Source organism: Gluconobacter sp. NFX36, from assembly GCF_049887835.1.
GTDB classification, from domain to species: domain Bacteria; phylum Pseudomonadota; class Alphaproteobacteria; order Acetobacterales; family Acetobacteraceae; genus Gluconobacter; species Gluconobacter japonicus_A.
Genome location: NZ_JAGEKJ010000009.1, coordinates 1 through 26,967, shown reverse-complemented (window position 1 = coordinate 26,967; position 26,967 = coordinate 1). Strand labels below are relative to the sequence as shown.

Sequence of the window (26,967 nt, the reverse complement as noted above, 5' to 3'; positions counted from 1 at the left end):
ACAAATATCTCGCACGATCTGTCTTATCAAATAGAACCGGGTTTTTGTATCTATTCCGTAATGGAACAAACGAGGCACTCGATGTTATGGACTGACCACTGAAGACATACCGTGCCACTGGCAAATCTAACCGAAACGCCCCTCCTTGTACTGTAGATGTAAGCATCTCTATTCCCGATATTGCCTTTGACTCCAGTCAAATATATGGCCGTCGCGTTCTGCTGTAATAATACACGCTGCCATGCGCCGAGCCCGTGACCACGATGTCAGGATATTCCACGGCACTCCATGATCCAGAAGATAAAGCATCTCCTGGAACGCAGAGTGCCTGCTTAGTTTTTTGCTGTAGCAACCATCTCTTCTTCATCCTGCCCTTGCTGGAAAAAAGGATGAAGCGCCGCCACCCCAGTTTTCCCTAACCGGCGTGCCAGTTCACGAATTTCTTCTTTTGTTCCAGGCATCTGTACAGGAACTCCGTCAATTGCTGTGACAGAGCAGATCATTTCCGCATAACCAAGCCAGGTCGCCGCAGCAGGACCATTGAGCGCCGACCCTGCTGCTTCGATCAAATCCAACATATCAGCCGGATCAATCTCTTTAAGCGCAAGACAGCGACCATCCGAAAGAGATACAGTTTCCGGAAGAATACTCACGAAATTTTTGTCCTCGTAGAAGCAAAGAACTGAACGGTTTGATGAACCATCTGATCAGACTGCCACGCGTCATTTTTCAGCTTGATAGAAATATTCGTATATTCCCAGGTACTAGTAGTCCCGTCAGGCTCCGTCACATACTGATAAATCGTACCACTCCCGACAGTACCAGCATTCCAGTAAGCGGCTTCAATTGCTGCGACCAAATTATCAAGCGCAGCGCTAGCCCGAGCAATCTGAAAAGAACCTCTCCACCCATTGGGAACATTGAATTCCACGGGCATTCCGTTCAGCGGACTGGCCCGCAGAGCCTGTGTCTCCTGTGACGCTCCAAAAGAGGTCACATCCCGAAGATCAACGCGCTGTCCATTCCATAGAACCGTAATCCGACAGTCACGACCAATACTGTATGGATTTGCCATGCTCAAACGCTCCCCCCACCAGATGTTACCGTCACGGAGGTTCCACCCTGCAAATTCACTACAAATTTTTCGTTGATTCCCTGATAACGCACAGCAACATCGGCCTGAACGTAACCAAGAGCCGTTCGCGTCTGAGGATTATTCGTACTGTCGCAAACAACACTGTAAGGTAACTCGCCGTTCTGAACAGCCAGAATGCCCTGCGATAGCAGAGATGACAGAAAACCAAGAAGCGTTGCACGAATGTCCGAAAAGAGTGTGTCGTTCACAACCTGACCAACATAAGCCCCCATTCCTCCTGCCAGAGAAGACGCAAGATAATTGGTCAGTCGCGTGTAGTTATCACCATTGACGATTGCCTTGCTCGAAGCATTATGCCCACAACGCACTGCCCAATACGAACCACCCGGCGCAGGATTGCAAATAACATCTATTCCCGCCGTAAACAGCGTAGAAAGTTCTGCCGTAGAATATGTTGCACTGCTTCCTGTCAGACCTGATTTCTGACTCCCGACAATCCCGGACAACGCCTTGTTAAGGCTCGACTGCTCAGGTGACAGTGCGGCCAGAATACCTCCGGCAAAAGCCTGCGGGCTGACAAGCATCATTCCATTAACGTCATCATTCCACCACAGCCAGTCCCCAAACATCAGTTTGACCGCAGGTGAATCCAGCCCACTGGCAGCTTTGATCGACACAGCATTCGTAACGCTGTCATAAGAAGGGCCAGACGCAATCATGTACGTCCCTTCTCCAAGCCCAAATGCAGCTTGGGAAGAATACGACACACTGTCCGTAACGCCATGTAAAAGCGCGATCGCACAGCCTTGCCCTCTCAGAGCATACATCCCCGTACGAACGATCTCGTCTTTTCCCACAAAAGACGCAATAGAAGGCGCAGCACCATCCAGCCCTCCCATCAACGTCACGCTACCAGAGGCCATGTCCGGAACCACTTCTGGCAAATGTACGGTAATTAGCGCCGATAAATCCTGTGCGACAGCCGCAGCAATTGTAGTCCAGTCACGACCCGCATAGCTGGCAAATCCCAGTACAGGATGTGAAACCGCCAATGCATAACCGGAACCGGTTGCACTCACCGTCACCACAATACTGTTGCCCGCCGTCCCCGTATGAACAGCCTGAAGTGCCACATCCCCAAAACTGCCGGATGCCGCTACATCCGTACCATCCGTAACACGGACAACCACAAAAGAAGATGCCCCCTGCAGGGCGGCAATATTCACAGCAAGTCCAGCATCCGTCACTGCATTCTGCTTTGCACCGAATGCCACCAGATAATCCCCCATGCCACCCACAGGCACAGGTGAACCAACAGGTCCCCAACCGGCAGTTCCCACAATACCAAGCTTGGACGAAGACGAACCTGTCAGGCCAAGCGTCTGTGGCTGTGCAATCTGCACATAAAGATTAGGCACCGTCAGTGCCGTCGTATTTAGCGTACCCGCCTGATAAACCAGAGACATCCGCTGGTTTTTTCCTTTTAATAAAAAAGCTCCATTCCAATTTCGGAATGAAGCTTTTCCTCATTAAATTCTTTTATTTTTCAGTCTGTAGAACACACAACCGTACCAAACTGATTCAACGCTATACCCGTATATTCAGAACAGGAGGATGCCGACAACCTCGCAACATTCATCGCATTCAGCGCCTGTGTTACAACGCTTTCTTCCAATGCAGGCACAAAGGCACCAAAGCCACTTCCCCCCTCCGGAATATCAGATGTTCCTACTCCAAACATCATGTCAGCAGCCCATTGGATCTGGAGCACGTCAAAAATCAGTTCGTAGAGATAATCCCGGCGATAAATTGCCTGATTTTGCATAGCGTCCACATCTTCGACGCTCACAAATTTCAGTTGTGCCTGTCGACCATCCAGTGTCGATATCCAACTTTTCTCTGCAAGTGCCATATCCAGAGACAATCCAATCTCATCCCGGACACTCGCATCTGCTGTCCAGACGGAAACACGATACAGCTGACTCTGCCGACGGCTAACCCGGACAGATTCCCCATACCCAACAACATTTCCCAAAAGAGAAACATCCGGAACACTCACAACTGCCCCATCCGCAACACCGTGAGGCAACTGCTTTGCCAAAGCCGCTGCTACACTGTCTGGAGTATCCTGGGCCGTCACCGCATAAGCAGCCGTTGTCTGACGCGCTCCTTCGTACCAGAGACCAACAACCCCCGAAGGGGCCATATTTTTCGGGAAAACAACCTGAACTGCCTGCCCCGCCTGCAGAGCAGAAACAGTCGGCAGAATGCGTGCCTGAACATGCCATGGTCGCCCCAAGGGTTCCGGTACAGCCGCCCTCCTCTGCGCAGCCATCGTCACAGTCACATAGTCCGTATGACCCCGAATATTCTGAGCCGCAAATATATCACTGGGCAAAAGCCAGCCACGCCGAACAACAGTCTGCCGCCCCGTAAGGGACGGTTTCTCTAACCCATCCGGATACAATATCCCCGCACATACATAAGCGAGAACCTGACTCATCTGAGAGGCATCCGCCATTTCAATTTCCCATCAGATCTGCTGCAACGACATGGTGCAACGCAAACCCCAGTCAGACATTTCGGCGGTATTTATCGTATAAGTGACATCAAGATCTGTTGTAACCGTCATGTAAGGTTGAAGCAGGACACCAGGAAGACGCGGCAAATACATAATAAACTGACCTGGCTTGACCGAGCCTGGCACACCGCTTCCAGACCCCTCTCCTTTTGATTTCAGGACAATTGCAGCAGGGCAGTCTTCAACGACATTTCCCGTTGTTCCAGTAACCCCACTAACTTGAACAACACGGCTACATGAAACACACAAAGGTGGACTCAATTCCTCAACCGCCGCTACAAAAAACGTTTTCCCAGCGCATGTCAGAATATCCCCGACCAACGTATCATTCCGCCGATCCGTCAGGACATATTCCATAACTTTGCCCCAACCGGGCACGCGCGAAAACGAAAACGAGTCCTGTGCGTCAAAAGCCAGCATGGGATGAGCATAAACATCCTGCATCGGCGCCAATGGATAAGCGGGCCGATACTGCATACCAGCCTGTCCCAAAATACCCGCAGCCTTCGCATGGCCCTTACAGACCCGGGATGCAATCAATTCAAGATGCATCATGCTTCCTTCAAATCACTACAGCACGACCATCCTGCAACTCCAGACCGCCCGTCACACCCAGAAACGCACAGAGACGGCGACGCCAAAGCGTCAGAAGTGCCACCCGATCCCGCAATTCATGCCCATTGTGATACCAACTCGCAGCCTGCGCCGTATCCAGATTGTCCGAAGCCCCAAGAAGGGCCGTTTCAAGTGGGTAAAGCTGTGACAGATATAGTCGAACCTGCTGAAGTTCCGCACCCGACAGATTTCCCATACGCCATTCCAGCGCCCCCTCAACCTGAAAAAAGCGCCAGGATTCTTGCCCCGTTTCGCGAGATCCAACAGCCGGATACCCGCAAAACCTCCGGACATCCATTTTCTCTCCTTCCGTTAAAGGAGCAGAAGACAGACTTGCCGTTCCAGACATACTTTTCCCCTGACCTGAAAAGCCTCGTGTCACCACGAGGCCCCAGTCGTATTCAGAACGTCATACCCAGCGCATCCGTGCCCAGACTCTCAATCACGACACCACGCTTCAGGTAACTGTTGGTCGCCGTCGGAATAACATTCGTATCCGCCGTCACGTCTGTCGGCAGCGCAAAACCGCCAATCCAGTACCAGGACTGCGCAATGATCTGCCGCAGACGATCCAGCGGCTCACGGGTCACCATCGCCACCCCGTCAACCATCTCAATCAGCGCACGATCAGCGTCCGGAATATCGGAATGACCCGTCAGCGCACAGTCGCCCTCAATCAGTGCCCCCTGCCCCAAAAGTAGTGCACGATGAATCGGTCCAGCACCAAGAGACAGCTGCTGAGGCGCTTCAGTCGTCGGAATAAAACGAACACCCAGCAGTTCAATCACCTGTCCAGAACGATACTCTTCCGAACCATATGCGCCACGATAAAGATGCTTGAAATCATCGTCCCGGAACAACGACAGAAGCTGAATATCATCTAGATAACAGTGATATGCCCCATTAATCATCGGCACGTTATTCCGACGCAGTGTCGCAACACCCGCAAGAACCTGTTGAATACCAAGCGTATCCGCCAGACCGCTCGCACTCGCCGTCTGAAGCGCCGCCGTCGTCAGGCGACCGTTAGGACGAATAACCTTCGGCGCAGTCGCAGCAACCACAGGCTGACCCAGTGCACCATCGGAAACAGACACGTTACCAGAGAACGTCATCTGCCCTGAAATACCGCCCGGCGCCGTAGAAATATTGGTCGCATCCGCCACAACCCGGACAAGCGTGTAAACATCCGAACCAACCGTGACTGTCATCCCACTGCTGGATCCAATCAGCGTCACCTGACCATTGACAATAACCGATTGGAACCCGCGAATATCATCAACCTGAACGGTGTCCCCTTCCGCATCCAGCGCAACAGTGACACGCGTATTGCCACCCAGATAACCACCAACACCATTCTGAGCGCCACCAAAAAGCGTATTACGCGCCAGGCGATCCAGAGACTGCATGGCCTGAACACCATTCGTGTTGGCATTGGCGAGGAACTGGGACGCAATGCCGACGCCACTCGTAACCATATTCAGATCAATCGTGTCACCATACTGATTGATCGAAAGCGTATATTGCTCAACAGACCAGCCCGCTGGACTCATCCCGTTATCAAAATTGGTATTTCCGGTTGGGTTGAGCGGTGTCGTGACAGGCGCCTTCAGGCTTTTGCGCGTCTTGGTCAGCGTCTCACCAATCGCATTCGGGAAAACCTCCCGATCCGCAACCTGACGGAAACCGAGACGGGATTTCAGACCGTTTTCAAACTCACGGGCCAGAAAACCCTGCTGAATGGCGGCCTGAAGCTGAACTGGGAAATTATCAATGCTCATGAATTTCGTTCCGTAAATATTTATGGAAATTTTCCGGCAGAATTTTACCGGCCACACGCAATCACTTCACACCCGAGCCATCATGCTCCGGCCAAAAACTGCCATTTGCGGGCTTCGTAATCGGAATCCGTCGCAGATCGGGCATTAAACGCCTCAACCTCTCCCGGCCTGGGCGCAGGATGCCCAACCGTCGTTCCGCTGGAATACCCAGGACGCAACACATCACCGAACAGATATCCACGGTCGTTCCGGGCCTGTTCCAGAACCTCCGTCACACCCATAACCGTACCGTCTTCGCTTCGGGTCACACCCTCCATATCGATCAGACGCACAACATCGTCAGGATTATGTGCTCCCATCCGAATGGCTTCAGACCGCAATGCAGCGACCATGACATCATGATTGCTTTCCCGCTTCACACGGGAAATAACTTCCTCATGCGTACACTGAAGCTCCTCCTGTCTCGCTTCAGATTCCGCCATGGCCTGACGAACGGATTTCACTTCGTCCATCGCTTCTGCAAGCGCCTGACGAAGTTCTGCCACATCTTCAATAGTATCTTCAGATCCGGACATTTTTTCTCCGCTCACTCTTATGCGTCGTCCGACGCAACCCAGTTTTCCAGAAGCCGCCATTCCGTACCGGGATCAGAATTCCCCGACGCCGTCGCATACATTCGAACGGCCGTCTCCCGGCTCAGAATTCCATTTGAAACCGCTGTCACAAGCCCTTGCGCCAACGACAAAAGCTCAGGGTCTGTCGCCGGGAACCAGGCAGGCCACCGCAACGTCATGCGGCAATACGGCAAGTCCTTCACCAGAACACCGCCAAGACGCAGACCATTTTCCAGCACACACGAAAAACGACAGGCCATTCGATAAATGGCCTGCAATCCACTCTCGCCATACGAATGACGCAGCCGATCCACCAACCAGATCAATGGCTGACACATCATCTCCATGGCCTTGCCAGACTGCACGCCAGAAATCCGGTCCCCATGCGCCCGGTTACCATGAAGCTGCTCAAGCGCAATCTGCCGAAGCTCCCGATAGTGCTCGAGCACCGCCCCCGCTGCATTGCCATTGATCTCAAGCAGCTTGGCATCCCCTTCAGGCGGCAACGTCAGAGCCGAAGATGCTCCCCCCTGATGCGCCACACCGTCCGAAAATCCGCCCGTTTTCAGAACAAGCGTCGGATCGGATCCATATTTCAGCCCCCGCCCAGCTTGAGACAGCAGATAATCCGCCTCAATGACTGTATCAATCGCACGCTCAAACGTGCATTCGCCTTCCGGGTCCCGCCCCTGACGACCGCCAAGATTGCGGATCCAGACAATCGGAACAAACCCCAGTCCATGCCGAACAGACCGGCTCTCGTCCCGCACGCCTCCATCCATCCCAACAAGCCAGGGAACAGACACCGCACAATCCATAGGTGTCCAGACCCGCTGCCACCAGAACTGAGCACCCAGCAGATCTTCGCCAATCGCATATCCCTGCACAGCCAGATCACGCCCCCGCACCAGGAAACGCTCTTCAACGCGCAGTAATTCGCCGCTGACATCATCCCAGAACGGCGTCAGATACGCCGTATCCAAAACCGAAAGTTTCGGCACACCAGCCGAAACCTCAAAAAGAACCGCTACCGAACCAATAGACCCAACAGTGGCAGCTTCCATCATCAAAGATGCCAGCCGCGTCTGAGAGGCAAAGACTCCCATCGCATCTGAAACCCGCGTGTCATCGGCAATCAGGCTGGGCCAGTGCGTATCCCCAAACAGCAAGGAAACAGATTCATCGACAACCGTTCGGCAAAGGTTACTTCTGACGGACGGACGTCTGTTAGAAAGCGGAATATACTCCCCCGCTCCCGATCGCTCCATCGAGAACGGATGAGGCAATGCATCATACTGCGTACCGTCCAGAACACGTCTCAACGCCAACAGGCGCGCAGTCCGCGCAGACGCACCCGCGGGCACAGCATAACGCCGCTGCAGGGACAACCAGTCCATGAGTTCTCCAGTGCTAAAGCCCACCTGAAGCCCGAAGGCTTTTCAGCGCGCCAACGAAAATCCTGACGGGGTCCAGCCCGTCATACCGCTGCTGCCAGACAGCATCAGTTCACTCAGTCCCCAGACCATCGCATCTGCCCGATCCGGAGACCTGGAGCCGCGATATCCACTGACCGAGAAATGACAGAGCTGATCCTCAAGCGTTTCAAAACGCCCATGATGAACCACCTTGCCAATTTCATAGAGTGCCGCGACCGGCTCCGCGCGCGCTGCTTTTCCGCGCGCTGCTGTCACGAGCCGTACCGGCGCATGCGCCCGCACGCTTCGAATTGTATTTTCCACCAGAGCACCACCAAAATTGCGCTCGGCGACAATCCGCTCAGCCCGCCAGTCATCCAGAGCATGCAAAGCACGAGAAGCCCACCCTGCAGGGCTATCCCGTGCAGACAGGTCTTCCAGAACATGCCCGACACCATCCGCATCTACCCCGCAAACCACAATTCCAATTTCATCGGAACGATAATCTTCCGGCCCCGACGCACCCGACGGATCAACAGACACCAGAATACGCCGCATCCGTGATGCAACATCCATCCGATTTGCAGACGTAATCACAGCGTCCCGGCGAAACGACTCAATACGCCACAAGGCCCCTTCAACAGCCGCCTGGTACTCCCCGTAAAGAAAACGTCGTTTCTCACGTTCCGGCAGCGCTTCCAGTGCCGCAATATATTCTTCTCCCAGATTATCCCTATTGGAATGGGGATTAAGAATCATTGTGTCGTACAAGGAACAGTCTGCAAGAGGCTCTCCGGATTTCGGCTCAATTCCCATTTCAAACAGCGCATATAACCAATGCCCAACACTCGGAGGATTGGCATCAATATATTCGCGATTCACGAGACCTGATTTTTGAGCCAAGCGCGTCAGCAGCATATTCCGCGCGCCATAGCTGATCTGGCTCGCTTCGTTCAGATAAACAGTCGAAAATTCGAGCCCCAGAATTTTCTCAGTCCGCTGCTCATCATCCAGACCACCAAAAAAAATCATCGAGCCGTTCGGAAACGTCACAATGTTTTCCTGCCGCTCCAGGCGCCAACGCACCTGAGGAAAGCAAAGGCTCATAACTTTGGGAAACGTGTCCCGCAAAACAGACGCCCTCAGCGCCGTCAACCGATGCCGGAAAATTCCATGCCGACTTCCGGCAGCTTTCAAAGCGCGAATCACAATGGCCCGTATCAGAACAAAAGTCTTACCGGACCTTGACCCCCCTCTCAGCAAAATATGACGAGCAGGCCCTCCCAAAAGACGAACAGCATCACGCTGTGCTTCATTGAGTCTAAAGGACGCTGTCATCATAACTGATATTGATGGAAACAGGCGCCGTAGAAATCTCTTCCTGTCCAGCCCTGAAGCGCGCGGGGCGATGCGCCCTCAAGAGAAACGCCATTAACCCATCACTATATTTTTTCCTGACAAGCGGATGACCCGTCTCCGGATCGCAAACCACTTTTCCTGCATAGGTAATCGGCTCGTCATAACCTTCCAGAGCACGACGTCTGGCTTCAGCCTCCAGCATATCCGCTGCATCTTCCAGTGCGTCCTCCCACTGAGAGGCAAACGCCGCATCTGTTTCCTTCCAATGGTAAAGCGTGCTTCTCTGAACACCAGCAAATCGACCAGAGTCAGAAACATTTCCACTTTTCGCAAGATGTTCCAGAAACCGTTCTTTACGCCGACGTGAACGCCCACTTCGCCCTCGCAGCCCGTCAGCCTGTGTTTCGCTCATCTGCTCATATCCCCATACGGCCCCATATTTGACCGTCAGCCCATTTGTAGGCGTTCCTCACGTCGGCTGTTCATTGAACCCCCGTCAAACCAGACAGCCGTCGATTGTCTCGAATGAAACGGTTTCTTGTGAGACCGGGATGACGTCTCCTTCTCCTGAAGGCGATGTTTCCACTCTTTCTGCGCCACATTCCTGAGACGCTTCACCGTAACGTCATCAACACAGCCAATAGGCTTGAGAGAGGATATACGGCGCAAACAAGGAATAGCCCGACACCGCACGTCCAAGCGTGTCAAACCGGCATCCACAAGTTCATGCCATTCGAGGTCACAATCTGCCCGGTGGAGCGCCTCATCCATAGAGATCAGCGGACAGGCGATCACTTCAGGTTTTTCACACCACAAAACAATCATTGTCTGTCGCCCGGAAAGAACAATCGCTCCGGAAACGATATTAAATCGTTCCATTTTCAATAATTCTCTTAAATAAAAAAGACCACCCCCAGAAAGAAATGGCCTCAGAAATAAAATCATTCAATATAATCTTTTTATAAAATAACCGAACGCAAACTTCAACATATTTATTAAAAAGAATTCTTTTTTATTTTTTTATATACATAAACAAGCTGCTCTAAAATCAGACCGCACTGCGCCGATACCTTCATACGCCCTCGTCCTTCCGATATACCGGGATACAATTGCCGTGCCATAGCTGAAAAAGACATTTCTCGAGCCAGCAACATCTCCAGACGAACATGACCACACAACCCCAGCGTCTCTCTGATTTCGGAAATCCGAGCAGAACATTTTCCTCGCCCTAACATCCAGGTATGAACATCTCCCTTCTCCCGAAAATGACCATCAGACGGGCGCTCCTCAACAACCCCCAGAGTTGCAAACAGATATTCCTGGTACCAACGATCAGCCGCAGAAACCTCGTCATCACCAATATCCCCAGCATCGTACATGGACTGGACCGTGTTCACGACACGGTAAACACCATTACGGTCCTGAAACTCCTGATGCTGAAGGCGCTCCAAAGTCGGTTGCATAGTCATCATTTTCCCACATGGAGAAATTTCACGAATCAAAGGCTGCATCAGTGAATATTTTCCCACGCTGAAGACGCACCCATCGGGGTTAAGGCAGGGAATGCTGGCGCCAGATCTGAACCCCAAAGAGCTTTCCATGAAACCGGGTGCCCCGGAGGAAGCGCTTCTGCACTTTCCCGATCGAAAACCTGCCGTTTTTCTGTTCCCCCAGAAACTTTTGAGATTTTTTGCCCCTTGCCCAAAGACTTCTTGCGCGCCGGCTTCCGCATTGGCTGCCAACCATCAGATGCCAACATCGCGGCAATCGCGCTTGCGGAAACCCGACGGGGGGTATGACCTTCTTTCATCTGCCTCATTATCAATCCCTTTACGAAAAAACCCATTTAGTGGCAAAATGCCACAAATCGTAAGAAAAAAAACTTCTTCTGGATTTGGCATAAAGCCATTGCTAAAAAGGCCGCATGGCCAAACATAAGCGCTCGGACTCCCTGACTATCCTCCAGAGAGCCATCGGAACACGTATTGCCTGGGCCCGGGAACTCGTTATCCCCAACCAGAGTGAGTGTGCCCGGCTTCTGGGGGTAGATGCTTCCACCCTCAACAAGATTGAGCGTGGAGATCGCGCACCCAGCGTCTTCCTCATTGCTGCTCTCTCGAACCGGTTGCGCGTCTCGACTGACTTCCTTCTGAAAGGCGTCCTGAACGGTCGAACCGACGAAGAACTGGCCCTGAGGCTGGCTGCCCTGCACCCAGAGTTGGTGCTCCAGCGGCAAGACATGGCTCCAGACACGGACAAAAACACGTCTTTTGGCACACCTGATCAACCCAAGAGACCAGACGAGGATCTGCATTGACGGTATCTTCGCTGACTTTATCACGCATTCAAACGCTCCCCCATTCGTCATGGTGCAATACGCTTGCACCAGCGATGGAATGAACCAATCAGAAACGTTTCCAGATTTCAGCGAAACATCACGCATCAACCGGCCCCCTTCCTTCCTCAGCAATCATCCCCACGACAACCGCCGATTAACGATAAATTAATGGCAATATGCCACTGGGTCAAGGAGCAAATATGGCTCTTTGCCACTACAATTGTGCGTCTAACTCCGGCGCCTTTGAAATTGTCCCGTTAATTTTTCAGGCTTTTTGCGTTCTCAAACAGCCAAAAACTGCAGATTTTCACAATTCTCGCACAATGGAATATTCCCCTGTTCTCCAAACACCAGAGATGTTCCTTTGTTTTTTATGACAAAATATTTCTAACGCATTAATATCAAACGCAAGTTTCTGAGCCTTTTTTCAAAACATGTTTTTCTATCGCCTGAATCTCCAGACCAAAAAAAAAGCGGCCCATGGGCCGCTTTGACGTTCTATTCGTGAATAATATCCAAATCACCAAACCGAGTGTATTCGCCTTCAAAATACAATTGAATCATCCCTGTCGGCCCATGCCGCTGCTTCTCAAGAATCAGCTCTGCCTTATTATGAACTAGAGCCATTTTCCTTTGCCACTCTTCAGTCGCGGCCTGGAATTTTTCGTTACTGTCATACGCACTGTCCTTCGGCATTCGCTGCTGAAGGTAATATTCGTCACGATAAACAAACATGACAGCATCAGCATCCTGCTCAATGGAACCCGATTCGCGCAGATCCGAAAGCATAGGACGCTTGTCCTCACGAGACTCCACCTGACGAGACAACTGGGACAACGCAATAACAGGGACCGAAAGCTCTTTTGCAATCGCCTTCAAACCCTGAGTAATCATCGAAATTTCCAGCACACGGCTATCCGGCTTCGTTCCGATCGCAGGTCGCATCAACTGCAGATAATCCACCACCACCAGACTCAGGCCCTGCGTGCGCGCGAGACGCCGGCACCGTGTTCTCATAGCCGAAAGAGAAATTGCCGGCGTATCATCAATATAAAGAGGTAACTTCTGCAATTCGCGGGACACACGAACAAAACGGTCGAATTCCTTTTGCCCAATATCACCTCGGCGAATTTTCTCACCCGAAACTTCAGCCTCACCTGAAAGAATACGGGTCGCCAACTGCTCGGACGACATTTCAAGTGAGAAAATTGCTACCGACCCATGCGGCTTCTCACCTTTTTCCTCTGCATCTCGCATGATCGAGCGAGCAGCCGAGAACGCGATTTTTGTTGCAAGCGCCGTCTTTCCCATCGCAGGACGCCCCGCAAGAATCAGAAGATCGGAGGGGTGCAAACCACCCGTTCGCTTATCTAGATCGCGCAGACCAGACGTGAGACCAACAACGTCCCCGGTTCTCAGAAATGCCTTTTCCGCAACATCAATGGCACCTGTCAGAGCCTTTCCGAAAGAGACGAAGCCACCTTCCTGACCGCGCTCCGTCGCCAGTTTGAATAAAGCTTCTTCAGAAGCCGCAATCTGGTCACTGCCATCCAGATCAGGTCGGGCACCAAAAGCATTGTTGACGACGCTCTCGCCAATATCAATCAACTGACGCCGCACCCATGCATCATGAATGACCCGGCCATAGTCGCCTGCATTCACAATCCCGACCATCGCTGTCAGCAGCTTGGCCAGATAAGCAGGCCCCCCAGCAGCATCAAGAACGCCCGTATGCTCGAACTCGGCTTTCATGGTTACCGGATCAGCCAATTGCCCACGTTCGATACGGCGAGCCACCGCTTCGTAGATCCGCCCATTCACAGAGTCAGCAAAATGCTCCGGCTCCAGAAAATCTGAAACCCGTTCATAGGCCTTGTTGTTCGTGAGGATAGCACCAAGAAGCGCTTGCTCGGCCGCGATATTCGCTGGCGGAGAACGACGCAAAAGCGCGCTTAGCCCTCCATCGTCGGAGGAAGCATCAGACGCCGCTGAAGAAGGATAGGATTCGATCATAGTCACGCAAATCTTTTACCACCAGCATGCCCTCGAAGCAGAGACCGAATGTGCAGCCATCTTCCTCATCAGACGTTCCCACTCAAAACCGGAAAACCGCACCTGAACAGGAAACAGCACCATGCTATCGCTGACAGAGTTCCGCAGTAGCCTTCAAACCCAGACGCCTCCTTCTAACCTCTCCCTCTCCCAAACCGCCCTCTGGTGGATTGGGAAAAAGAATTGGGCAGAAGCTCACCGTCTGGTGCAGTCAGCAGAAGGCGCACGTGAATGCGACCGCATCCACGCCCTTCTTCATCGTCAGGAAGGCGATCTCGCCAACGCCCGCTACTGGTACGCTCGAGCAGACGCCAGAATGCCTGATCAGACCATCATTCAGGAGTGGGAAGACCTGGTCCGCCAAGCCTTCCCTCAGACCGGGACCCAGCCATCCTGAGCAAGAGCCACACCTGCAAGATAAAGACTGCCGCAGATCAGCACCCGTGCAGGCGCAGAATTCTGCGCTGCAAGACGATCCAGAGCTTCAATAATCGTGGGACCAGCAATCGCCACGCCACCTGACGCGGCAATCAGTTCCTCGACCGGTGTTGCAAGATGCTGCTCCTCTTCAGCCACAGCCTGAAGACTGGCAGCCCGTCCAATCAACGGCTGAAGAAAGCCACTGACATCCTTGCTCTGCTTAACGCCTGCAATGACATGAACAGGCCTGTCGCTCCATCCATCCATCACCGCGCCAAGCACTTCCCCAGCACCGGGGTTATGCCCACCATCCAGATAAAGCTCCCAGTCGGCCGGAAGCCTTTCTGCAAGAGCTCCATGTAATCTCTGAAGCCTTGCAGGCCAGTCCGTTCTGGCAATACCGCCATACGCACTGACAGGAATATCCAGTCCAGATACTCTCAGCGCCGCAATCGCAAGAGCCGAATTCGTTCCCTGATGCGGCCCCTTCAGACCCGGTGACGGCAGATCCAAAGCTCCTTGTGGATCAGAATAGTGAAGGCCATCGGACTCTCTGCCTACCTGAACCTCACGTCCCAGAACCCACATTGGCGCGCCAAGTGCCTCAGCCCGCAATCGAATCGACTCAAGTGCTTCGGGAGCCTGAGGCGCCACGACCACCGGTACGCCAGGCTTGATGATCCCGGCCTTTTCGCCAGCAATCACATCCAGCGTCTCTCCAAGAAACGCCTGATGATCCACACTGATGGTTGTAATGGCGCAGGCCACGGGCTTCGGAACCACATTCGTGGCATCCAGCCGTCCGCCCAGCCCAACTTCCAAAATTACAAGATCTGCAGGAACCCTCGAGAAAAGAAGAAAACCCGCTGCAGTCAGAACCTCGAAGACTGTAATCGGCGCCCCATCATTGATGCGCTCAACTTCTTCAAAAGCCTCAACCAGTGTATTTTCATCAACCAGCTCGCCCGCCAGACGGAACCGCTCCGTGATGCTCACAAGATGCGGGCTGGTCATCACATGCACCCGAAGCCCGGCAGCCTCGGCAATAGCCCGCAGATTGGCGCAGGTGCTCCCTTTGCCATTCGTTCCCGCCACATGGATCACCGGCGGCAAATGCCGCTCCGGATTCCCCATCTTGGTTAGAAGAACCTCAAGACGCCCCAGAGAAAGATCGATCAGCTTGGGATAAAGCTGATGCAACCGCGCCAGAACTTCTCCCGGCCGCCCTTGATACTCTCCTGCAAGACGTATGGGTGCACCCATTTCACCCTCCCGCCGGGCCGTCATCAGGCAGCAGCGTCCGAAGCAGCCTTCTGGCGCATCAGCATCCCGAGAATCCGCCCCAGCAGTTCCGGCAACTCAGAACGCTTGGCCACAATATCCACCATTCCGTGCTCACGCAGATACTCGGAACGCTGGAACCCCTCAGGCAGCTTCTCCCGAACCGTATCCTGAATCACACGCGGCCCAGCGAAAGCAATCAGCGCATTCGGCTCGGCAATGTGAATATCACCCAGCATCGCAAAGGAGGCGGACACACCACCCGTCGTGGGATTCGTAAAGACCACAACATACGGCAGACCAGCTTCCTGCAGCATCTGCACGCCAATGGTCGTCCGCGGCATCTGCATGAGGCTGACAGCCCCTTCCTGCATTCGCGCACCACCGGAAGCCGTGTAAATCACGAGGGGCGCTTTCTGCAGAACAGCCAGACGGCACGCTGCTACGAACGCCTCACCCAATCCGGCCCCCATCGTCCCCAGCAGGAATTCAGGCGCCATTACAGCCACAACAGCCTTCTGGCCCTGAATACGGCCATGAGCAACAACCAGCCCCTCATCAAGATGGGACTTGTTCCGCGCGTCCTTCAGACGGTCCGCATACCGCTTGGAATCCTTGAACCCCAACGGGTCAACGGGCATCTTCGGAAGCTCGATCGTGGTGTATTCACCGTCATCAAACGTCCAGGCCAGACGCTCCTTTGCCGTCGCCCGCATGTGATGCCCACAATGCGGACAAACCTTCTGGGACCGCTCCATCTCCTTGACGAGCATCATCTGCCCACAGGATTCGCAATTCGTCCAAAGATTATCCGGCACGTCCCGCTGAAGCAGGCCACGCAGCTTGGGTCGAACGTAATCGGTCAGCCAGCTCATGTCTTCTCGTTACTCTCTGCCTGCCTTCGGGACGAAGGCCAGAATGGGGGGAAGGCCCTGTTTCAGACCATCAATATCCGGCGCGTTTTAACGCCACCAGCATATTTATGCCAGCCTCGCCAACCAGAACTCTCCCAGACACCCCAAAACATGGCATCTTTACCCATACGCTGGTCACCGCTCAGATGACTGGCAACCATCCCTGCCCTAAGGTCATTTTATCGGGCAAGGTCGGCCTGCAAACAGACATTTGCAATGCCAGCCATGGAGAAATCTCATGTCCAACAGCTTTAATACCCTGCAATTCCCCAACAACAGATCAGGTTTGAAACCAGGCTGGTTCATCGGTGTCGGTGCCGTCCTTGTCGTCTTGGGCCTGCTCGCCGCCTTTGATGCCGTCGCCACGACCCTTGCAAGCATGGTTCTCCTCGGCGTCCTGCTCATTATCGGCGGCGTCGCCCAGGTCGTGCAGAGCTTCGCCCACAGAGGTCTTCCGCTCCCCAATCAATGGCTTTCAGGTCTCGTTGGCGGCCTCTACATCCTGGGTGGCCTGCTGCTGATTGAAGAACCCGCAACAGGCTCCGTCTTCATCACAGCCATCCTCGCAGGCTGCCTGATCTTCGCGGGAATCAGCCGCGCTTTCTGGGCAGCAGGCCATCGGACAGCCGGAGGTTGGAGCCTTCTCGCCGTCAGTGGGATCTTCACCCTCCTGATCGGAATTCTGCTCTACATGACGCTGCCATGGTCTGGCCTCTGGCTGATCGGCACCCTGATCGCCATCGAACTGCTCATGGCCGGAATTTCCGCGATCCTGTTCGGTATGTCCCTGCGTAACAGAGCCTGATCACAACAAAAAAGCGCACCGGAATCATTCCCGATGCGCTTCCCAATCCTGCAAATCCAAAAACCGGAATTCAGGCCCGAACCGCCGCAGACAATGCCATCAGTTGCTCAAGAACAGTCGGAAGCGTTTTGCTCGTCGCCTTCCCCTCAGACAGCGTCCCCGCCATCGTCTTGATCAGAGCAGATGCGACAACAGCCGCATCTCCGATCCGGGATGCCGTCCGAGCCTGCTCAGGCGTCGAAATCCCAAACCCGATAGCAACCGGCAGATCCGTTGCTTCCCGAATCTTCGGAAGAGCCTCTTCAAGCTGCGCCTGGCTGGCACTGCCCGTTCCCGTAATCCCCGTGATGCTCACATAATACACGAAGCCAGACGCATCTTTCAGCACATGGAACAAACGCGTCCGGGACGTCGTCGGCGCCACAAGCGAGATGATATCCAAGCCCGCTTCCCGCGCATGGGAGTCCAGAAGATCCGCTTCTTCCGTCGGCATATCCACGACAATAATGCCATCCACACCGGCTTGAGCCGCGTCGAAACAGAATTCCGCCGGTCCATAGCTATCAATCGGGTTCAGATATCCCATCAGAATAATTGGCGTCTCGGCATCGGTCTCCCGGAAAGACCGTACCATTTCCAACACGCCACCCAGCGTCGCCCCAGCCTTCAGCCCACGCAACGCCGCCGCCTGAATCGTCGGACCATCCGCCGAAGGATCGGAAAACGGCACGCCAATCTCAATCAGATCTGCCCCCGCCGCAGGCATCGCCTTCAATAGTTCCAGCGAGGTCTCATAATCCGGATCAAACGCCTGAAGATACGGAATCAGAGCGCCCCGCCCCTCCTTCTTGAGGGCTTCAAAACGGGCTTTGATACGGCTCACAGGTTCACTCCCAGATGGCTCGCCACAGTGAAGATATCCTTGTCTCCACGGCCAGAGACGTTCAGCACGATGATCTTGTCCTTCGGCATCTCCCGCGCAATTTTCATCACATGCGCCAGTCCATGCGCGCATTCCAGAGCCGGAATAATGCCTTCGGTGCGCGTCAGAAGCTGGAACGCATCCAGCGCTTCCTGATCCGTCACACCAACATACTCGGCACGGCCAATATCATTCAGCCAGGAATGCTCCGGCCCAATTCCCGGATAATCCAGCCCCGCACTGATCGAATGCGCCTCTTCGATCTGACCATGCTTGTCCTGAAGCAGATACGTCCGGTTGCCATGCAGCACACCCGAACGCCCACGGGAGATGGAGGCCGCCGTCTTGCCGGAATCCAGTCCCAGCCCAGCAGCCTCGACACCAATCAGACGCACATCCGCATCATCAAGGAAGGGATGGAAAATCCCCATCGCATTGGAGCCGCCACCAATGGCCGCAACAATCACATCCGGCAGACGCCCCTCAGCCCGGACAATCTGCTCCTTCACTTCCGTGCCAATAATGGACTGGAAATCACGAACCATCTCAGGATACGGATGCGGCCCCGCAACCGTACCCACCAGAAAATATGTATCCGCCACATTCGCAACCCAGTCGCGCATGGCTTCATTCATGGCATCCTTGAGCGTCCCCGCCCCAGCCGTTACTGGCTTTACCTCAGCCCCAAGCAGATGCATGCGGAAGACGTTGGGCTTCTGACGCTCAACATCCGTCGCCCCCATGTAAATAACGCATTTCAGCCCGAAGAGCGCACAGACCGTCGCCGTCGCCACACCATGCTGGCCAGCACCCGTCTCAGCCACAATCCGCGTCTTGCCCATCCGCCGCGCGAGCAGGATCTGGCCCATGACGTTGTTGAGCTTGTGAGAGCCCGTGTGGTTCAGCTCCTCACGCTTGAGATAAACCTTCGCACCACCCAGCTCTTCCGTCAGGCGCTTCGCAAACCACAATGGGCTCGGACGGCCAACATAGTCCCGGTAATAATAGTCCAACTCCTCACGAAACGCCGGGTCAGCCTGAGCAGCGCGATATGCTTCCTCCAGTTCAAGAACCAGAGGCATCAGCGTTTCCGCCACAAAGCGTCCACCGAAGACGCCAAAACGGCCGCGCTCGTCCGGTCCGGAGCGCAAGGAATTAGGCAGGGAAGAAGATGGGGTCGTCATACCGGGCTCTGTTCCGCTTAAAAGGCTGACCAGCGATACCAAGGCAACGCAGGAACGTCCATCCACACATCTGTCAGGAAAAACGTAGCTTACCGAATCCCGACGTCCCTCTTGCATGGAACGTCACCGCACGACATGAGTCAGACCTTCCTGTTTCCCGACCAAGGACTCCTGCCTGATGCTTCTCGCCCGGCCCGCCGGCACACCGGCCCGCGAGATCGGCCCAGACGTCGATATCAACACCACCAACTGGATTGACCTCATCAATCCAACCCACGACGAAATCACAAAAGCCGAGACACTCCTTGGGGTCCACATTCCCAAGCAGGAAGAACTGGAAGAGATCGAAAGCTCCTCCCGCCACTATGAACGGGACAACTGCCTCTATCTATCAACCCCGCTTGTCCGCCGCGCTGATGATATCTCATTTTCCAAACCCGTTGGCTTCATCCTGACGGAAAAGAGAATCATCACAGTCCGCTACACAGACTATTTCGCCTTCGACCTTGTCGGGAGAAAACTGGCGGAATATCCGGCTGGAAAAATTTCCCCCTCATCAACGGAACTGCTGGTCGAATTGATAGAGGAAATCATCAATCGCCTCGCAGATATTCTTGAGGGCCTTGGCCGAGCCCTGGACACCATCTCCCGTCGTGTCTTCAACGCCGAACAACCCAGAGACCGCGCCCGCGTCGGCGCCATGCTCCGCGAAACACTGCGCCGCCTCGGCTATGCCGGAGATCTGGCATCAACAGTCCGCGACAGCCTTCTCGGCATCGACCGGGTCCGCATCTATCTGGAAGACTACATCAGCCAGAGCCTGCAAAAGGTAAAGGATCAGGGAACCTCCCCCCTGCCCACCAGAGACACAGCAGGCAAATCCCCAACCCCGGCTGACACATTCAAATCCCGCCTCAAAGTCGCAGGACGCGACATCGCCTCTCTCAGCGACTTCGACGCCCAGATCGTCAGCAAGGTTCAGTTCCTGCTAGATGCAACACTGGGCTTCATCAGCATCGAACAGAACGACGGGATGAAAGTCCTCACCGTCGCCAGCTCGATCGGAATCATGCCGACCCTGATCGCCGGAATCTACGGCATGAACTTCAAGGATATGCCAGAACTGACCTGGAAATACGGCTATCCCTACGGACTAACCTTGATGGTTCTGTCCACAATCCTGCCGCTCTTCTGGTTCTGGCGCCGAGGCTGGTTCGGGACTCGTTAAGTCCCTTCCTCAACTCTCAAACCAGCCCCAACCGGCCGCGAAGGCAGAACAGACCGCTGATAGGCCACCGGGAAGCGACTCAACTGACGCTCCCAAAGCGCTGGGTCGCTGCCGTCCGGCAGCACAACACTATCCACCCCACAGCGCTTCAGAAAAGCAGCCTGATCCGGCAGAACATGCCCCTCAGCCCGGATTTCTCCAGAAAACCGTAAATATTCCCGCAATTCTCGTGCCTGCGTGAAAACACGCCCATCCCGAAAGATCGGAAATCGCAGAACAACAAGTTCAAGCCGGTTCAGATAAGGCTTCAGCGCCGCTGGATCATCCGCAATATCCAGCAAAACTGCCCGCACATCCGTGTTCTCGGCAAGCTCCGGAAGCGTCACCAGAGACTCGTGAACCTTTGCCGTCCGTTCACCCAGTTCAAACAGTCTCATAAGCCGCCTCCTTGAATGGAGCATCCCCAAGCCGGTCCAGCGTATCGAGGAAAGTCTCCCCGTCATGCCGGATTCCAAGATACCGATCTACAAGCCTTGCAATCGCATCAACCGTATCGTCTTCCGGTAAGGCCGGACCAAGAATCGTACCAATCGAGGCCCCGTTCTCTGCCCTGCCACCCAGCGTAATCTGGAAGAATTCCTCACCGCGCTTATCCACCCCAAGCAGACCAATATGTCCCGCATGATGATGCCCACACGCATTGATGCAGCCAGAAATATTGATCCGAAGCGCGCCAATCTCCGCCTGAAGCGACGCATCCCCAAACCGTGCACCCAACTTCTGCGCAATCGGGATCGACCGCGCATTCGCCAGCGCACAGTAATCCAGACCAGGGCAAGCCACGATGTCCCCAATCAGCCCAATATTGGCAGACGCCAGATCAACCTCTTTCAGGCTGGTCCACAGATCATACAAACGATCCTGCCGCACATGCCCCAGAACAATGTTCTGAAGATGCGTAATTCTCAGCTCTCCAAAGGAATACTCGTCCGCCAGATCCGCCAGACGATCCATCTGCGCAGACGTCGCGTCGCCCGGAATCCCGCCAGCAGGTTTGAGTGAAACAACGGCAATGATGTGCCCTGCATTACGATGCGGATGCGTATTGCTCCGAACCCACAAATCAAACTCCGGGTTTTCGCGCCGCCTGTTTGCCAATTCCTGAGCAGCATTGTCTGGTGCAGAGAGTTGGGGAGCAGCGAAACGAGCCTGAATGGCATCCACCATATCTGGTGTCAGGCGGTAATGCTCCAGATCCATCTGAGCCAGTTCAGCCTCAACAGCCTCCCGGTACGCATCAATACCCAAAGCCTGAACAAGAATCTTGATGCGCGCTTTGTAGATGTTATCCCGCCGCCCATGGGCATTATAGACTCGAACAATCGCTTCAAGTGTCGCAAGCAAATGCTCTTCAGGCACGGCATCAAAGATTTCCTGCCCGATAATCGGCGTTCGCCCCAGACCACCGCCAACAAAAATCCGGAACACCGTGCGCCCATCATCCCCCGGACGCGCCAGAATGCCGATATCATGGAAGCGTGCCGCCACCCGATCATTCGGGCTACCAGAGATGGCAATCTTGAACTTGCGCGGGAGGAACGTGAATTCCGGATGCAGCGTTGACCACTGCCTCAGGATTTCAGCATGAATTCGCGGATCAACAAGTTCATCCGCCGCTGCACCAGCAAACTCATCGGATGTCACATTCCGAATGCAGTTTCCGCTGGTCTGAATGGCATGCATGTCCACTCGCGCCAGATCGCGCAAAATGTCAGGTGTTTCCTCCAGCTTGATCCAGTTGAACTGAATGTTCTGGCGGGTCGTAAAATGCCCGTAATCCCGATCATAGCGACGAGCAATATGCGCAAACATCCGCATCTGCTGGCTATCGATCGTGCCGTAAGGAATGGCAATACGCAGCATGTAAGCATGAAGCTGAAGATACAGCCCATTCATCAGCCGAAGTGGCTTGAACTCATCTTCAGTCAAGGTGCCGTCAATACGACGAGCGACCTGCTCTGAAAATTCAGCAATTCGCGCATCAAGAAAGTCACGGTCAATCTGATCGTACTGATAATGGCCGACAGGAGCACTCACTACACGGTCTCCACTGCAAATTCAGGATGTACCGTCGGGCCATACGCACGAATACGCTCACGAACGGTTACAGGTTCTGGCGGCTCAACATCCTTGACCGCCACTTCATACACACCAACGATACCATTGGCCTGAGCATGAACTTGCGCCAACTCCAGCACAGCACCAATCTGTTCAGCGTCAAACTTTTCAGCGACGCCAATATGCGGCTGCCACTGCCCAAGCCGATCCCGCCAGACAATCGTTCCATCCAGAAGACGATTGGCTGTCAGAACGAGCTTTTCATCCGTACCAACACGTACTGCTCGTTTCATGATACCCTCGGCTGAAACAGGACTGGCATCAGGTGAGCCTCCACGAGAAATCCAGAGGCATGTTCCTCAGCTCTCCTCATCTCAAGAAAGACCATACCAGAAAACCGCAAAAACAGACTGCCCTTATAGAGCGGACGATAATTCACCATAACATCTAAAATAATGATCTATTATGGTGAATTATCCAAGCTTTATCGCCGTATTTTGTGTTATTTTTTTATAACTATTTATTTTTGTTATATAGAAAATGAGATTGGCGCCCGGCTCGGTCGCTGCATTCCTGCCTCTTCCGCCTGACGCAGCAAACCTTCCAGAGTCACAGCATCCATTTTCTTTGCCAATTCGGCATTCATCGTAGACCAAAAAGGCTCCAGAACCTTCTCTACAAGAGGATTCCCCGCCTCTGCTTCTGCACCCCGCTCCTCGGTCACAGCCTGAACTATCTCGTGCAGAGTAATCGTCCGAGGAGGCCGACCCAGCCGATATCCCCCCTTGGGCCCACGAACACTATCCAAAAGCTTTTCACGTGAAAGAGCCTGAAGAACCGGCTCAATCCCACGCCGCAGCATATTGCCCCGCTTGGCAATGTCTGCACCACTCACCACACCGGACCGTCCTGCATGAAAAGCAACATCCAACATGATTGAAACTGCTGTCAGGGCGCGATCACGGCGGAGATACATGCATTTTCCGAATTCAACGTAAAAGAAAGAGCACTTGAAAAACTCGCGATGCTCATTCGTGTATTTGGGTCTTTCAGAATGTCCTGTCAATCATTCGAACACGAGAAAGCCAAAAGTCAGCCTTTCAATCTACATATTCACGATAATATCGTCCCCCAAGAGACGTCAGAACCTCATAGCCAATAGTTCCCGTAGAGGCAGCCACATCATCCACACTCCGACGCCCCCCAATCAAATCGACATGCATGTCCACACGAAGAAGAGCTTCAGGTACAGCGGAAACATCAAGAGCAAGCGAGTCCATCGAAACACGTCCAACAATCGGAAGCCTGATATCCCCAAACCAGGCATACCCCGTACCTCCATTCTGACGAGAGAACCCATCCGCGTATCCAACAGCAATAGTTGCAATACGACGGGGACCCTGTGGCTGATATGTCAAACCATATCCAACGCCATCTCCTACAGTCACATGCCTCAATTGAAGCACCCTAGCCTGAAGCCGGACAACCTGCTGCAAAGGATTAACTTCATCAGTGTTAGGAGCAATTCCGTATAGTGCGGCCCCAGGACGAACCAACCCCATATGATACGCAGATCCAAGAAAAATCCCGGATGATGCTGAAAGACTCAGTGGTGCGGCAGGAAGACAAGCTGCAATTTCCAGCAATTTTTGTCGCTGCATCTCGTTTGCAGGGTTTTGGGGATCATCCGCACAGGCAAGATGACTCATAATGAGATTTGTCTGGATGCCTTTCAGGCGGTCAGGATCATCTGCCACAGCCTGAACATCTTGTCGCGACAAACCAAAGCGGGACATCCCACTATCTACCTGAAGCACAGCATCGAGCGTCCTCTGTTGACGCTCAGTCTCCTTTTTCCAGAGATTAATCTGCTCCAACGTATTCAGAACAGGCCGCAAATCAAAGTAAACACACTCGGATACCGCATCAGGACGCGGGCCATGCAAAACCGTAATGCGCGAGTTTGCAGAAACAATTTTACGAAGCGCAATACCCTCATCAACATGAGCGACAAAAAATTCGCGTGCTCCAGCTTTTTCAAGAGCAGGCGCAACCTGCTCAGCCCCAAGTCCGTAAGCATCCGCTTTGACAACAGCCGCACATACAGACTTATCCGCCTTACGACATAGAAAGCGGTAGTTTCTGGCAATAGCCGCCAGATCAACTGTCAACGTAGCGCCAGCACGAGATGCGGGCCACAGATGCGGGCCTGATAAGATCGTCATGAATTTATCCTACCCACATCGTAATAAAATTTCCTGCATATCCCCAGCATATTCTTCAGAACAAAAACCTATATATGCATTATATGCGCAGAAAAGACGGAAAATTGTGACATGATCTTCGACCGAACCACAGAATCGATTCTTCGTCTACTCCAGCATGACGGACGCATGAGTAATGCTGACCTGGCTGAACGGGTTGGCCTTTCCCCATCAGCATGCCTGAGACGCGTCAAAATGCTTGAAGAAAAAGGAATCATCCGAGGATATCACGCGGTAATCGACGATCGCTCCGTTCACAATCTAACGACCGTCATTGTGCAGATCACCTTAGAACGCCTTACAGACGAATCCCTGCGTCGCTTTGAAGCCCGGATCAAAGAATGTGCCGATATCCGCGAATGCTACCTCATGACAGGCGAAGCAGATTACCTCCTCCATGTCGCCGCACGCGATCTGGCCGACTATGAAAGAATCCATAAAGAAGAGCTATCCAGACTGCCCGGTGTCGTGCGGATCCAAAGCAATTTTGCCATTAGACCCGTTGTGCAGAAATGGAGCAGCAGCCTTCCATCATAACAAACGACCTTGCATCAAACATCTTATATCGAAAATTCAAACAAATGCGTTTGCGAACCACTCTCAACTAGAATATACAAAGGTTACTGAATCCCTTCTGGAACCACAGGCAGCTGATGATCGTTTGTTCATGTAACGCTCTATCACACAAAGATATTGAATCTGCGATTGATTCTGGGGCTTCTAAACCTTCCGAGATCTATACGGCTCGAAAATGTCGTGCTCAGTGCGGAAACTGTGTTCCCGGAATGGTATGCCTACTTAAACAAGCCCTACAGAACCGGAAACATCTTCAAGCGGCATTATCTCAGACGTCTGTACTTCCAAAAGCAGCAGAGCAAGCTGCCTATTTCTGATCAAAAAAAACACCCGGGGAAGCCCGGGTGTTTTAAGGAAAATTCAATCCTGATCAGGAGCCGCAGCGGAGTTCTTATGAATATAACGCTCGATTCCCACCTGCTTGATCAAATCAAACTGACGATCGATGAAATCTTCATGCTCTTCTTCGTTGACGAGGATTTTCAGCAGTAGATCCCGGGAGACGTAATCACGAACGCTCTCACAATACGCAATACCTTCGCGAAGATCAGAAATCGCCTTTTCTTCAAGTTTCTGATCGCACTGAAGGATTTCTTCAACGCTTTGGCCAATCAGAATCTGGTTCAGACGCTGAACATTTGGCAAGCCACCGAGAAAGAGAATGCGTTCAATCAGCCAATCGGCGTGACGCATTTCTTCGATGGACTCTTCGTATTCTTTCTTACCAAGAAGCGTCACGCCCCAATGTCTCAACGTCCGCGCGTGCAGAAAATATTGATTAATTGCAGTGAGTTCGTTGGTAAGTTGCGTGTTTAGGTGTTCAACGACCTTAGGATCTTTAATCGCCATTTGACTATCCTCTCATGCGTTCACGAAATTTATAGCACAAATCAAATATAAATAAATAACAAATATTTTTATGCTTTATTTTATTAATAAACATTCTCATTTAAATTGATAATTATTATTAATTACATTATTTTCTATGTATTGTTCATTAATAAATTTATATTTATAAGTATTTAATTAATATAAATTGATTTGGAAAATTTTCAAAAATATACCTGAGATATGAATATAATCTAGATTCTTATTTTCTTCGCTTGCTGAAGGACACCACCCAATCGCTGGATCCTTTATGCCTCTGGTTTATCTGAGAAGATCGCGACGCTCCACGAGAGTCTTCAAAATGAAGTCAGCAGAACACAGACGGTAGAAGCGATCCGTTCTCTGATCACGCGGATCCGCCTTATTCCCGAGAGTGGAGAACTAGCGATTTTTCTTGAGGGTGATCTGGCTGCGATGCTGGGATTTGCATCAAACAGGAAAAACGCCATGCGTCATCCGGACGCTGGCGTTCTCGAGAAGTTCCTGGTGCAGGATACACTGGTTGCGGGGGCAGGA

The 26,967-nt window shown here is 53.0% G+C and carries 31 protein-coding genes; 6 read left to right on the top strand and 25 right to left on the bottom strand.

Features of this window, described 5'->3' with window-relative positions:
- Window positions 1-332 precede the first annotated feature (332 nt).
- The 14 genes from J4P41_RS10470 to J4P41_RS10405 all read right to left on the bottom strand — a co-directional run bounded on the left by J4P41_RS10470 (window position 333) and on the right by J4P41_RS10405 (window position 11,280).
- A complete protein-coding gene (locus J4P41_RS10470; RefSeq protein WP_426067087.1) occupies window positions 333-653 on the bottom strand; it encodes a hypothetical protein in 321 nt (106 codons plus the stop codon).
- On the bottom strand, window positions 650-1,075 hold the full coding sequence (locus J4P41_RS10465) for a hypothetical protein (RefSeq protein WP_010503712.1): 426 nt from the start codon (window positions 1,073-1,075) through the stop codon (window positions 650-652). The genes J4P41_RS10470 and J4P41_RS10465 overlap by 4 nt, the downstream gene beginning before the upstream one ends.
- Before the next feature lie 2 nt (window positions 1,076-1,077).
- Entirely contained in the window at window positions 1,078-2,562 is a 1,485-nt protein-coding gene (locus J4P41_RS10460) for a phage tail protein (protein ID WP_426067086.1), read from the bottom strand.
- 80 nt (window positions 2,563-2,642) lie between these two features.
- A complete protein-coding gene (locus tag J4P41_RS10455) occupies window positions 2,643-3,617 on the bottom strand; it encodes a hypothetical protein (RefSeq protein WP_426067085.1) in 975 nt (324 codons plus the stop codon).
- Between the two features lie 12 nt (window positions 3,618-3,629).
- Entirely contained in the window at window positions 3,630-4,232 is a 603-nt protein-coding gene (locus J4P41_RS10450) for a hypothetical protein (protein WP_426067084.1), read from the bottom strand.
- Window positions 4,233-4,239: 7 nt separating this feature from the next.
- Window positions 4,240-4,641 carry a hypothetical protein gene (locus J4P41_RS10445; RefSeq protein ID WP_034880862.1) on the bottom strand — a complete coding sequence of 134 codons (402 nt, stop codon included), beginning with the start codon at window positions 4,639-4,641 and terminating at the stop codon, window positions 4,240-4,242.
- A 52-nt stretch (window positions 4,642-4,693) separates the two neighbouring features.
- Window positions 4,694-6,073 carry a DUF4043 domain-containing protein gene (locus tag J4P41_RS10440; RefSeq protein ID WP_426067083.1) on the bottom strand — a complete coding sequence of 460 codons (1,380 nt, stop codon included), beginning with the start codon at window positions 6,071-6,073 and terminating at the stop codon, window positions 4,694-4,696.
- A gap of 80 nt (window positions 6,074-6,153) precedes the next feature.
- On the bottom strand, window positions 6,154-6,648 hold the full coding sequence (locus tag J4P41_RS10435) for a hypothetical protein (protein WP_426067082.1): 495 nt from the start codon (window positions 6,646-6,648) through the stop codon (window positions 6,154-6,156).
- Between the two features lie 17 nt (window positions 6,649-6,665).
- The gene (locus tag J4P41_RS10430; RefSeq protein ID WP_034880859.1) at window positions 6,666-8,084 is read right to left on the bottom strand and encodes a phage portal protein; all 1,419 of its coding nucleotides are present in this window, start codon (window positions 8,082-8,084) and stop codon (window positions 6,666-6,668) included.
- Between the two features lie 42 nt (window positions 8,085-8,126).
- Complete coding sequence (locus tag J4P41_RS10425; protein WP_426067081.1) at window positions 8,127-9,443, bottom strand: phage terminase large subunit; 1,317 nt, start codon at window positions 9,441-9,443, stop codon at window positions 8,127-8,129.
- Window positions 9,424-9,873, bottom strand: a complete 450-nt coding sequence (locus J4P41_RS10420) for a hypothetical protein (RefSeq protein WP_426067080.1) — start codon at window positions 9,871-9,873, stop codon at window positions 9,424-9,426. Before J4P41_RS10420 ends, J4P41_RS10425 begins: the two co-directional genes overlap by 20 nt.
- A 35-nt stretch (window positions 9,874-9,908) precedes the next feature.
- A complete protein-coding gene (locus tag J4P41_RS10415) occupies window positions 9,909-10,340 on the bottom strand; it encodes a hypothetical protein (protein WP_426067079.1) in 432 nt (143 codons plus the stop codon).
- Between the two features lie 116 nt (window positions 10,341-10,456).
- A complete protein-coding gene (locus J4P41_RS10410) occupies window positions 10,457-10,972 on the bottom strand; it encodes a hypothetical protein (RefSeq protein ID WP_426067078.1) in 516 nt (171 codons plus the stop codon).
- Window positions 10,972-11,280 carry a transcriptional regulator gene (locus tag J4P41_RS10405; protein WP_426067077.1) on the bottom strand — a complete coding sequence of 103 codons (309 nt, stop codon included), beginning with the start codon at window positions 11,278-11,280 and terminating at the stop codon, window positions 10,972-10,974. The genes J4P41_RS10410 and J4P41_RS10405 overlap by 1 nt, the downstream gene beginning before the upstream one ends.
- A gap of 105 nt (window positions 11,281-11,385) precedes the next feature.
- Between J4P41_RS10405 and J4P41_RS10400 the strand changes: the two genes are divergently transcribed.
- Window positions 11,386-11,778, top strand: coding sequence for a helix-turn-helix domain-containing protein (locus J4P41_RS10400; protein WP_010503730.1), 393 nt, complete (start codon window positions 11,386-11,388; stop codon window positions 11,776-11,778).
- A gap of 519 nt (window positions 11,779-12,297) precedes the next feature.
- Here J4P41_RS10400 and J4P41_RS10395 read toward each other — a convergent pair.
- Window positions 12,298-13,812 carry a replicative DNA helicase gene (locus J4P41_RS10395; protein ID WP_010503732.1) on the bottom strand — a complete coding sequence of 505 codons (1,515 nt, stop codon included), beginning with the start codon at window positions 13,810-13,812 and terminating at the stop codon, window positions 12,298-12,300.
- A 121-nt stretch (window positions 13,813-13,933) separates the two neighbouring features.
- Here J4P41_RS10395 and J4P41_RS10390 point away from each other — a divergent pair, with 121 nt between their 5' ends.
- Window positions 13,934-14,248 (top strand): hypothetical protein, encoded by a 315-nt coding sequence (locus J4P41_RS10390; protein ID WP_426067076.1) that lies wholly within the window; start codon window positions 13,934-13,936, stop codon window positions 14,246-14,248.
- Here the strand turns inward: J4P41_RS10390 and J4P41_RS10385 are convergent.
- Together J4P41_RS10385 and accD are read right to left on the bottom strand one after the other, a co-directional pair.
- A complete protein-coding gene (locus J4P41_RS10385) occupies window positions 14,224-15,558 on the bottom strand; it encodes a bifunctional folylpolyglutamate synthase/dihydrofolate synthase (RefSeq protein WP_426067075.1) in 1,335 nt (444 codons plus the stop codon). The two genes, J4P41_RS10390 and J4P41_RS10385, sit on opposite strands and share 25 nt — an antisense overlap.
- Entirely contained in the window at window positions 15,558-16,427 is an 870-nt protein-coding gene (gene accD / locus J4P41_RS10380) for an acetyl-CoA carboxylase, carboxyltransferase subunit beta (protein WP_426067074.1), read from the bottom strand. Before accD ends, J4P41_RS10385 begins: the two co-directional genes overlap by 1 nt.
- Before the next feature lie 277 nt (window positions 16,428-16,704).
- Between accD and J4P41_RS10375 the strand changes: the two genes are divergently transcribed.
- Window positions 16,705-17,271 (top strand): HdeD family acid-resistance protein, encoded by a 567-nt coding sequence (locus J4P41_RS10375; protein WP_010503737.1) that lies wholly within the window; start codon window positions 16,705-16,707, stop codon window positions 17,269-17,271.
- Between the two features lie 70 nt (window positions 17,272-17,341).
- Here J4P41_RS10375 and trpA read toward each other — a convergent pair whose 3' ends face one another.
- Together trpA and trpB are read right to left on the bottom strand one after the other, a co-directional pair.
- Window positions 17,342-18,154: a tryptophan synthase subunit alpha gene (gene trpA, locus J4P41_RS10370; protein ID WP_010503738.1), complete on the bottom strand. Its 813-nt coding sequence runs from the start codon at window positions 18,152-18,154 to the stop codon at window positions 17,342-17,344.
- Window positions 18,151-19,377, bottom strand: coding sequence for a tryptophan synthase subunit beta (gene trpB, locus J4P41_RS10365; RefSeq protein ID WP_426067073.1), 1,227 nt, complete (start codon window positions 19,375-19,377; stop codon window positions 18,151-18,153). The genes trpA and trpB overlap by 4 nt, the downstream gene beginning before the upstream one ends.
- A gap of 178 nt (window positions 19,378-19,555) precedes the next feature.
- Between trpB and J4P41_RS10360 the strand changes: the two genes are divergently transcribed.
- The gene (locus tag J4P41_RS10360; RefSeq protein ID WP_062015745.1) at window positions 19,556-20,605 is read left to right on the top strand and encodes a magnesium transporter CorA family protein; all 1,050 of its coding nucleotides are present in this window, start codon (window positions 19,556-19,558) and stop codon (window positions 20,603-20,605) included.
- On the opposite strand, the gene J4P41_RS10355 is transcribed toward J4P41_RS10360, so the two are convergent.
- The 5 genes from J4P41_RS10355 to alr form a co-directional block, all read right to left on the bottom strand.
- Window positions 20,602-21,042: a DUF934 domain-containing protein gene (locus J4P41_RS10355; protein WP_010503743.1), complete on the bottom strand. Its 441-nt coding sequence runs from the start codon at window positions 21,040-21,042 to the stop codon at window positions 20,602-20,604. The genes J4P41_RS10360 and J4P41_RS10355 overlap by 4 nt on opposite strands.
- Window positions 21,029-22,702, bottom strand: a complete 1,674-nt coding sequence (locus J4P41_RS10350) for a nitrite/sulfite reductase (protein WP_426067071.1) — start codon at window positions 22,700-22,702, stop codon at window positions 21,029-21,031. The genes J4P41_RS10355 and J4P41_RS10350 overlap by 14 nt, the downstream gene beginning before the upstream one ends.
- Entirely contained in the window at window positions 22,702-23,016 is a 315-nt protein-coding gene (locus J4P41_RS10345) for a DUF2849 domain-containing protein (RefSeq protein ID WP_426067070.1), read from the bottom strand. The genes J4P41_RS10350 and J4P41_RS10345 overlap by 1 nt, the downstream gene beginning before the upstream one ends.
- A 236-nt stretch (window positions 23,017-23,252) precedes the next feature.
- Window positions 23,253-23,699, bottom strand: a complete 447-nt coding sequence (locus J4P41_RS10340; RefSeq protein WP_211569224.1) for an RrF2 family transcriptional regulator — start codon at window positions 23,697-23,699, stop codon at window positions 23,253-23,255.
- 124 nt (window positions 23,700-23,823) lie between these two features.
- Window positions 23,824-24,948 (bottom strand): alanine racemase, encoded by a 1,125-nt coding sequence (gene alr / locus J4P41_RS10335; protein WP_426067069.1) that lies wholly within the window; start codon window positions 24,946-24,948, stop codon window positions 23,824-23,826.
- 111 nt (window positions 24,949-25,059) lie between these two features.
- On the opposite strand from alr, the gene J4P41_RS10330 reads away from it, so the two are divergent.
- Entirely contained in the window at window positions 25,060-25,524 is a 465-nt protein-coding gene (locus J4P41_RS10330; protein WP_023944467.1) for an Lrp/AsnC family transcriptional regulator, read from the top strand.
- A 116-nt stretch (window positions 25,525-25,640) separates the two neighbouring features.
- Complete coding sequence (locus J4P41_RS10325) at window positions 25,641-25,880, top strand: (2Fe-2S)-binding protein (protein WP_023944466.1); 240 nt, start codon at window positions 25,641-25,643, stop codon at window positions 25,878-25,880.
- Window positions 25,881-25,923: 43 nt separating this feature from the next.
- Here the strand turns inward: J4P41_RS10325 and bfr are convergent, their stop codons facing one another.
- A complete protein-coding gene (bfr, locus tag J4P41_RS10320) occupies window positions 25,924-26,412 on the bottom strand; it encodes a bacterioferritin (RefSeq protein WP_023944465.1) in 489 nt (162 codons plus the stop codon).
- Window positions 26,413-26,967 lie beyond the last annotated feature (555 nt).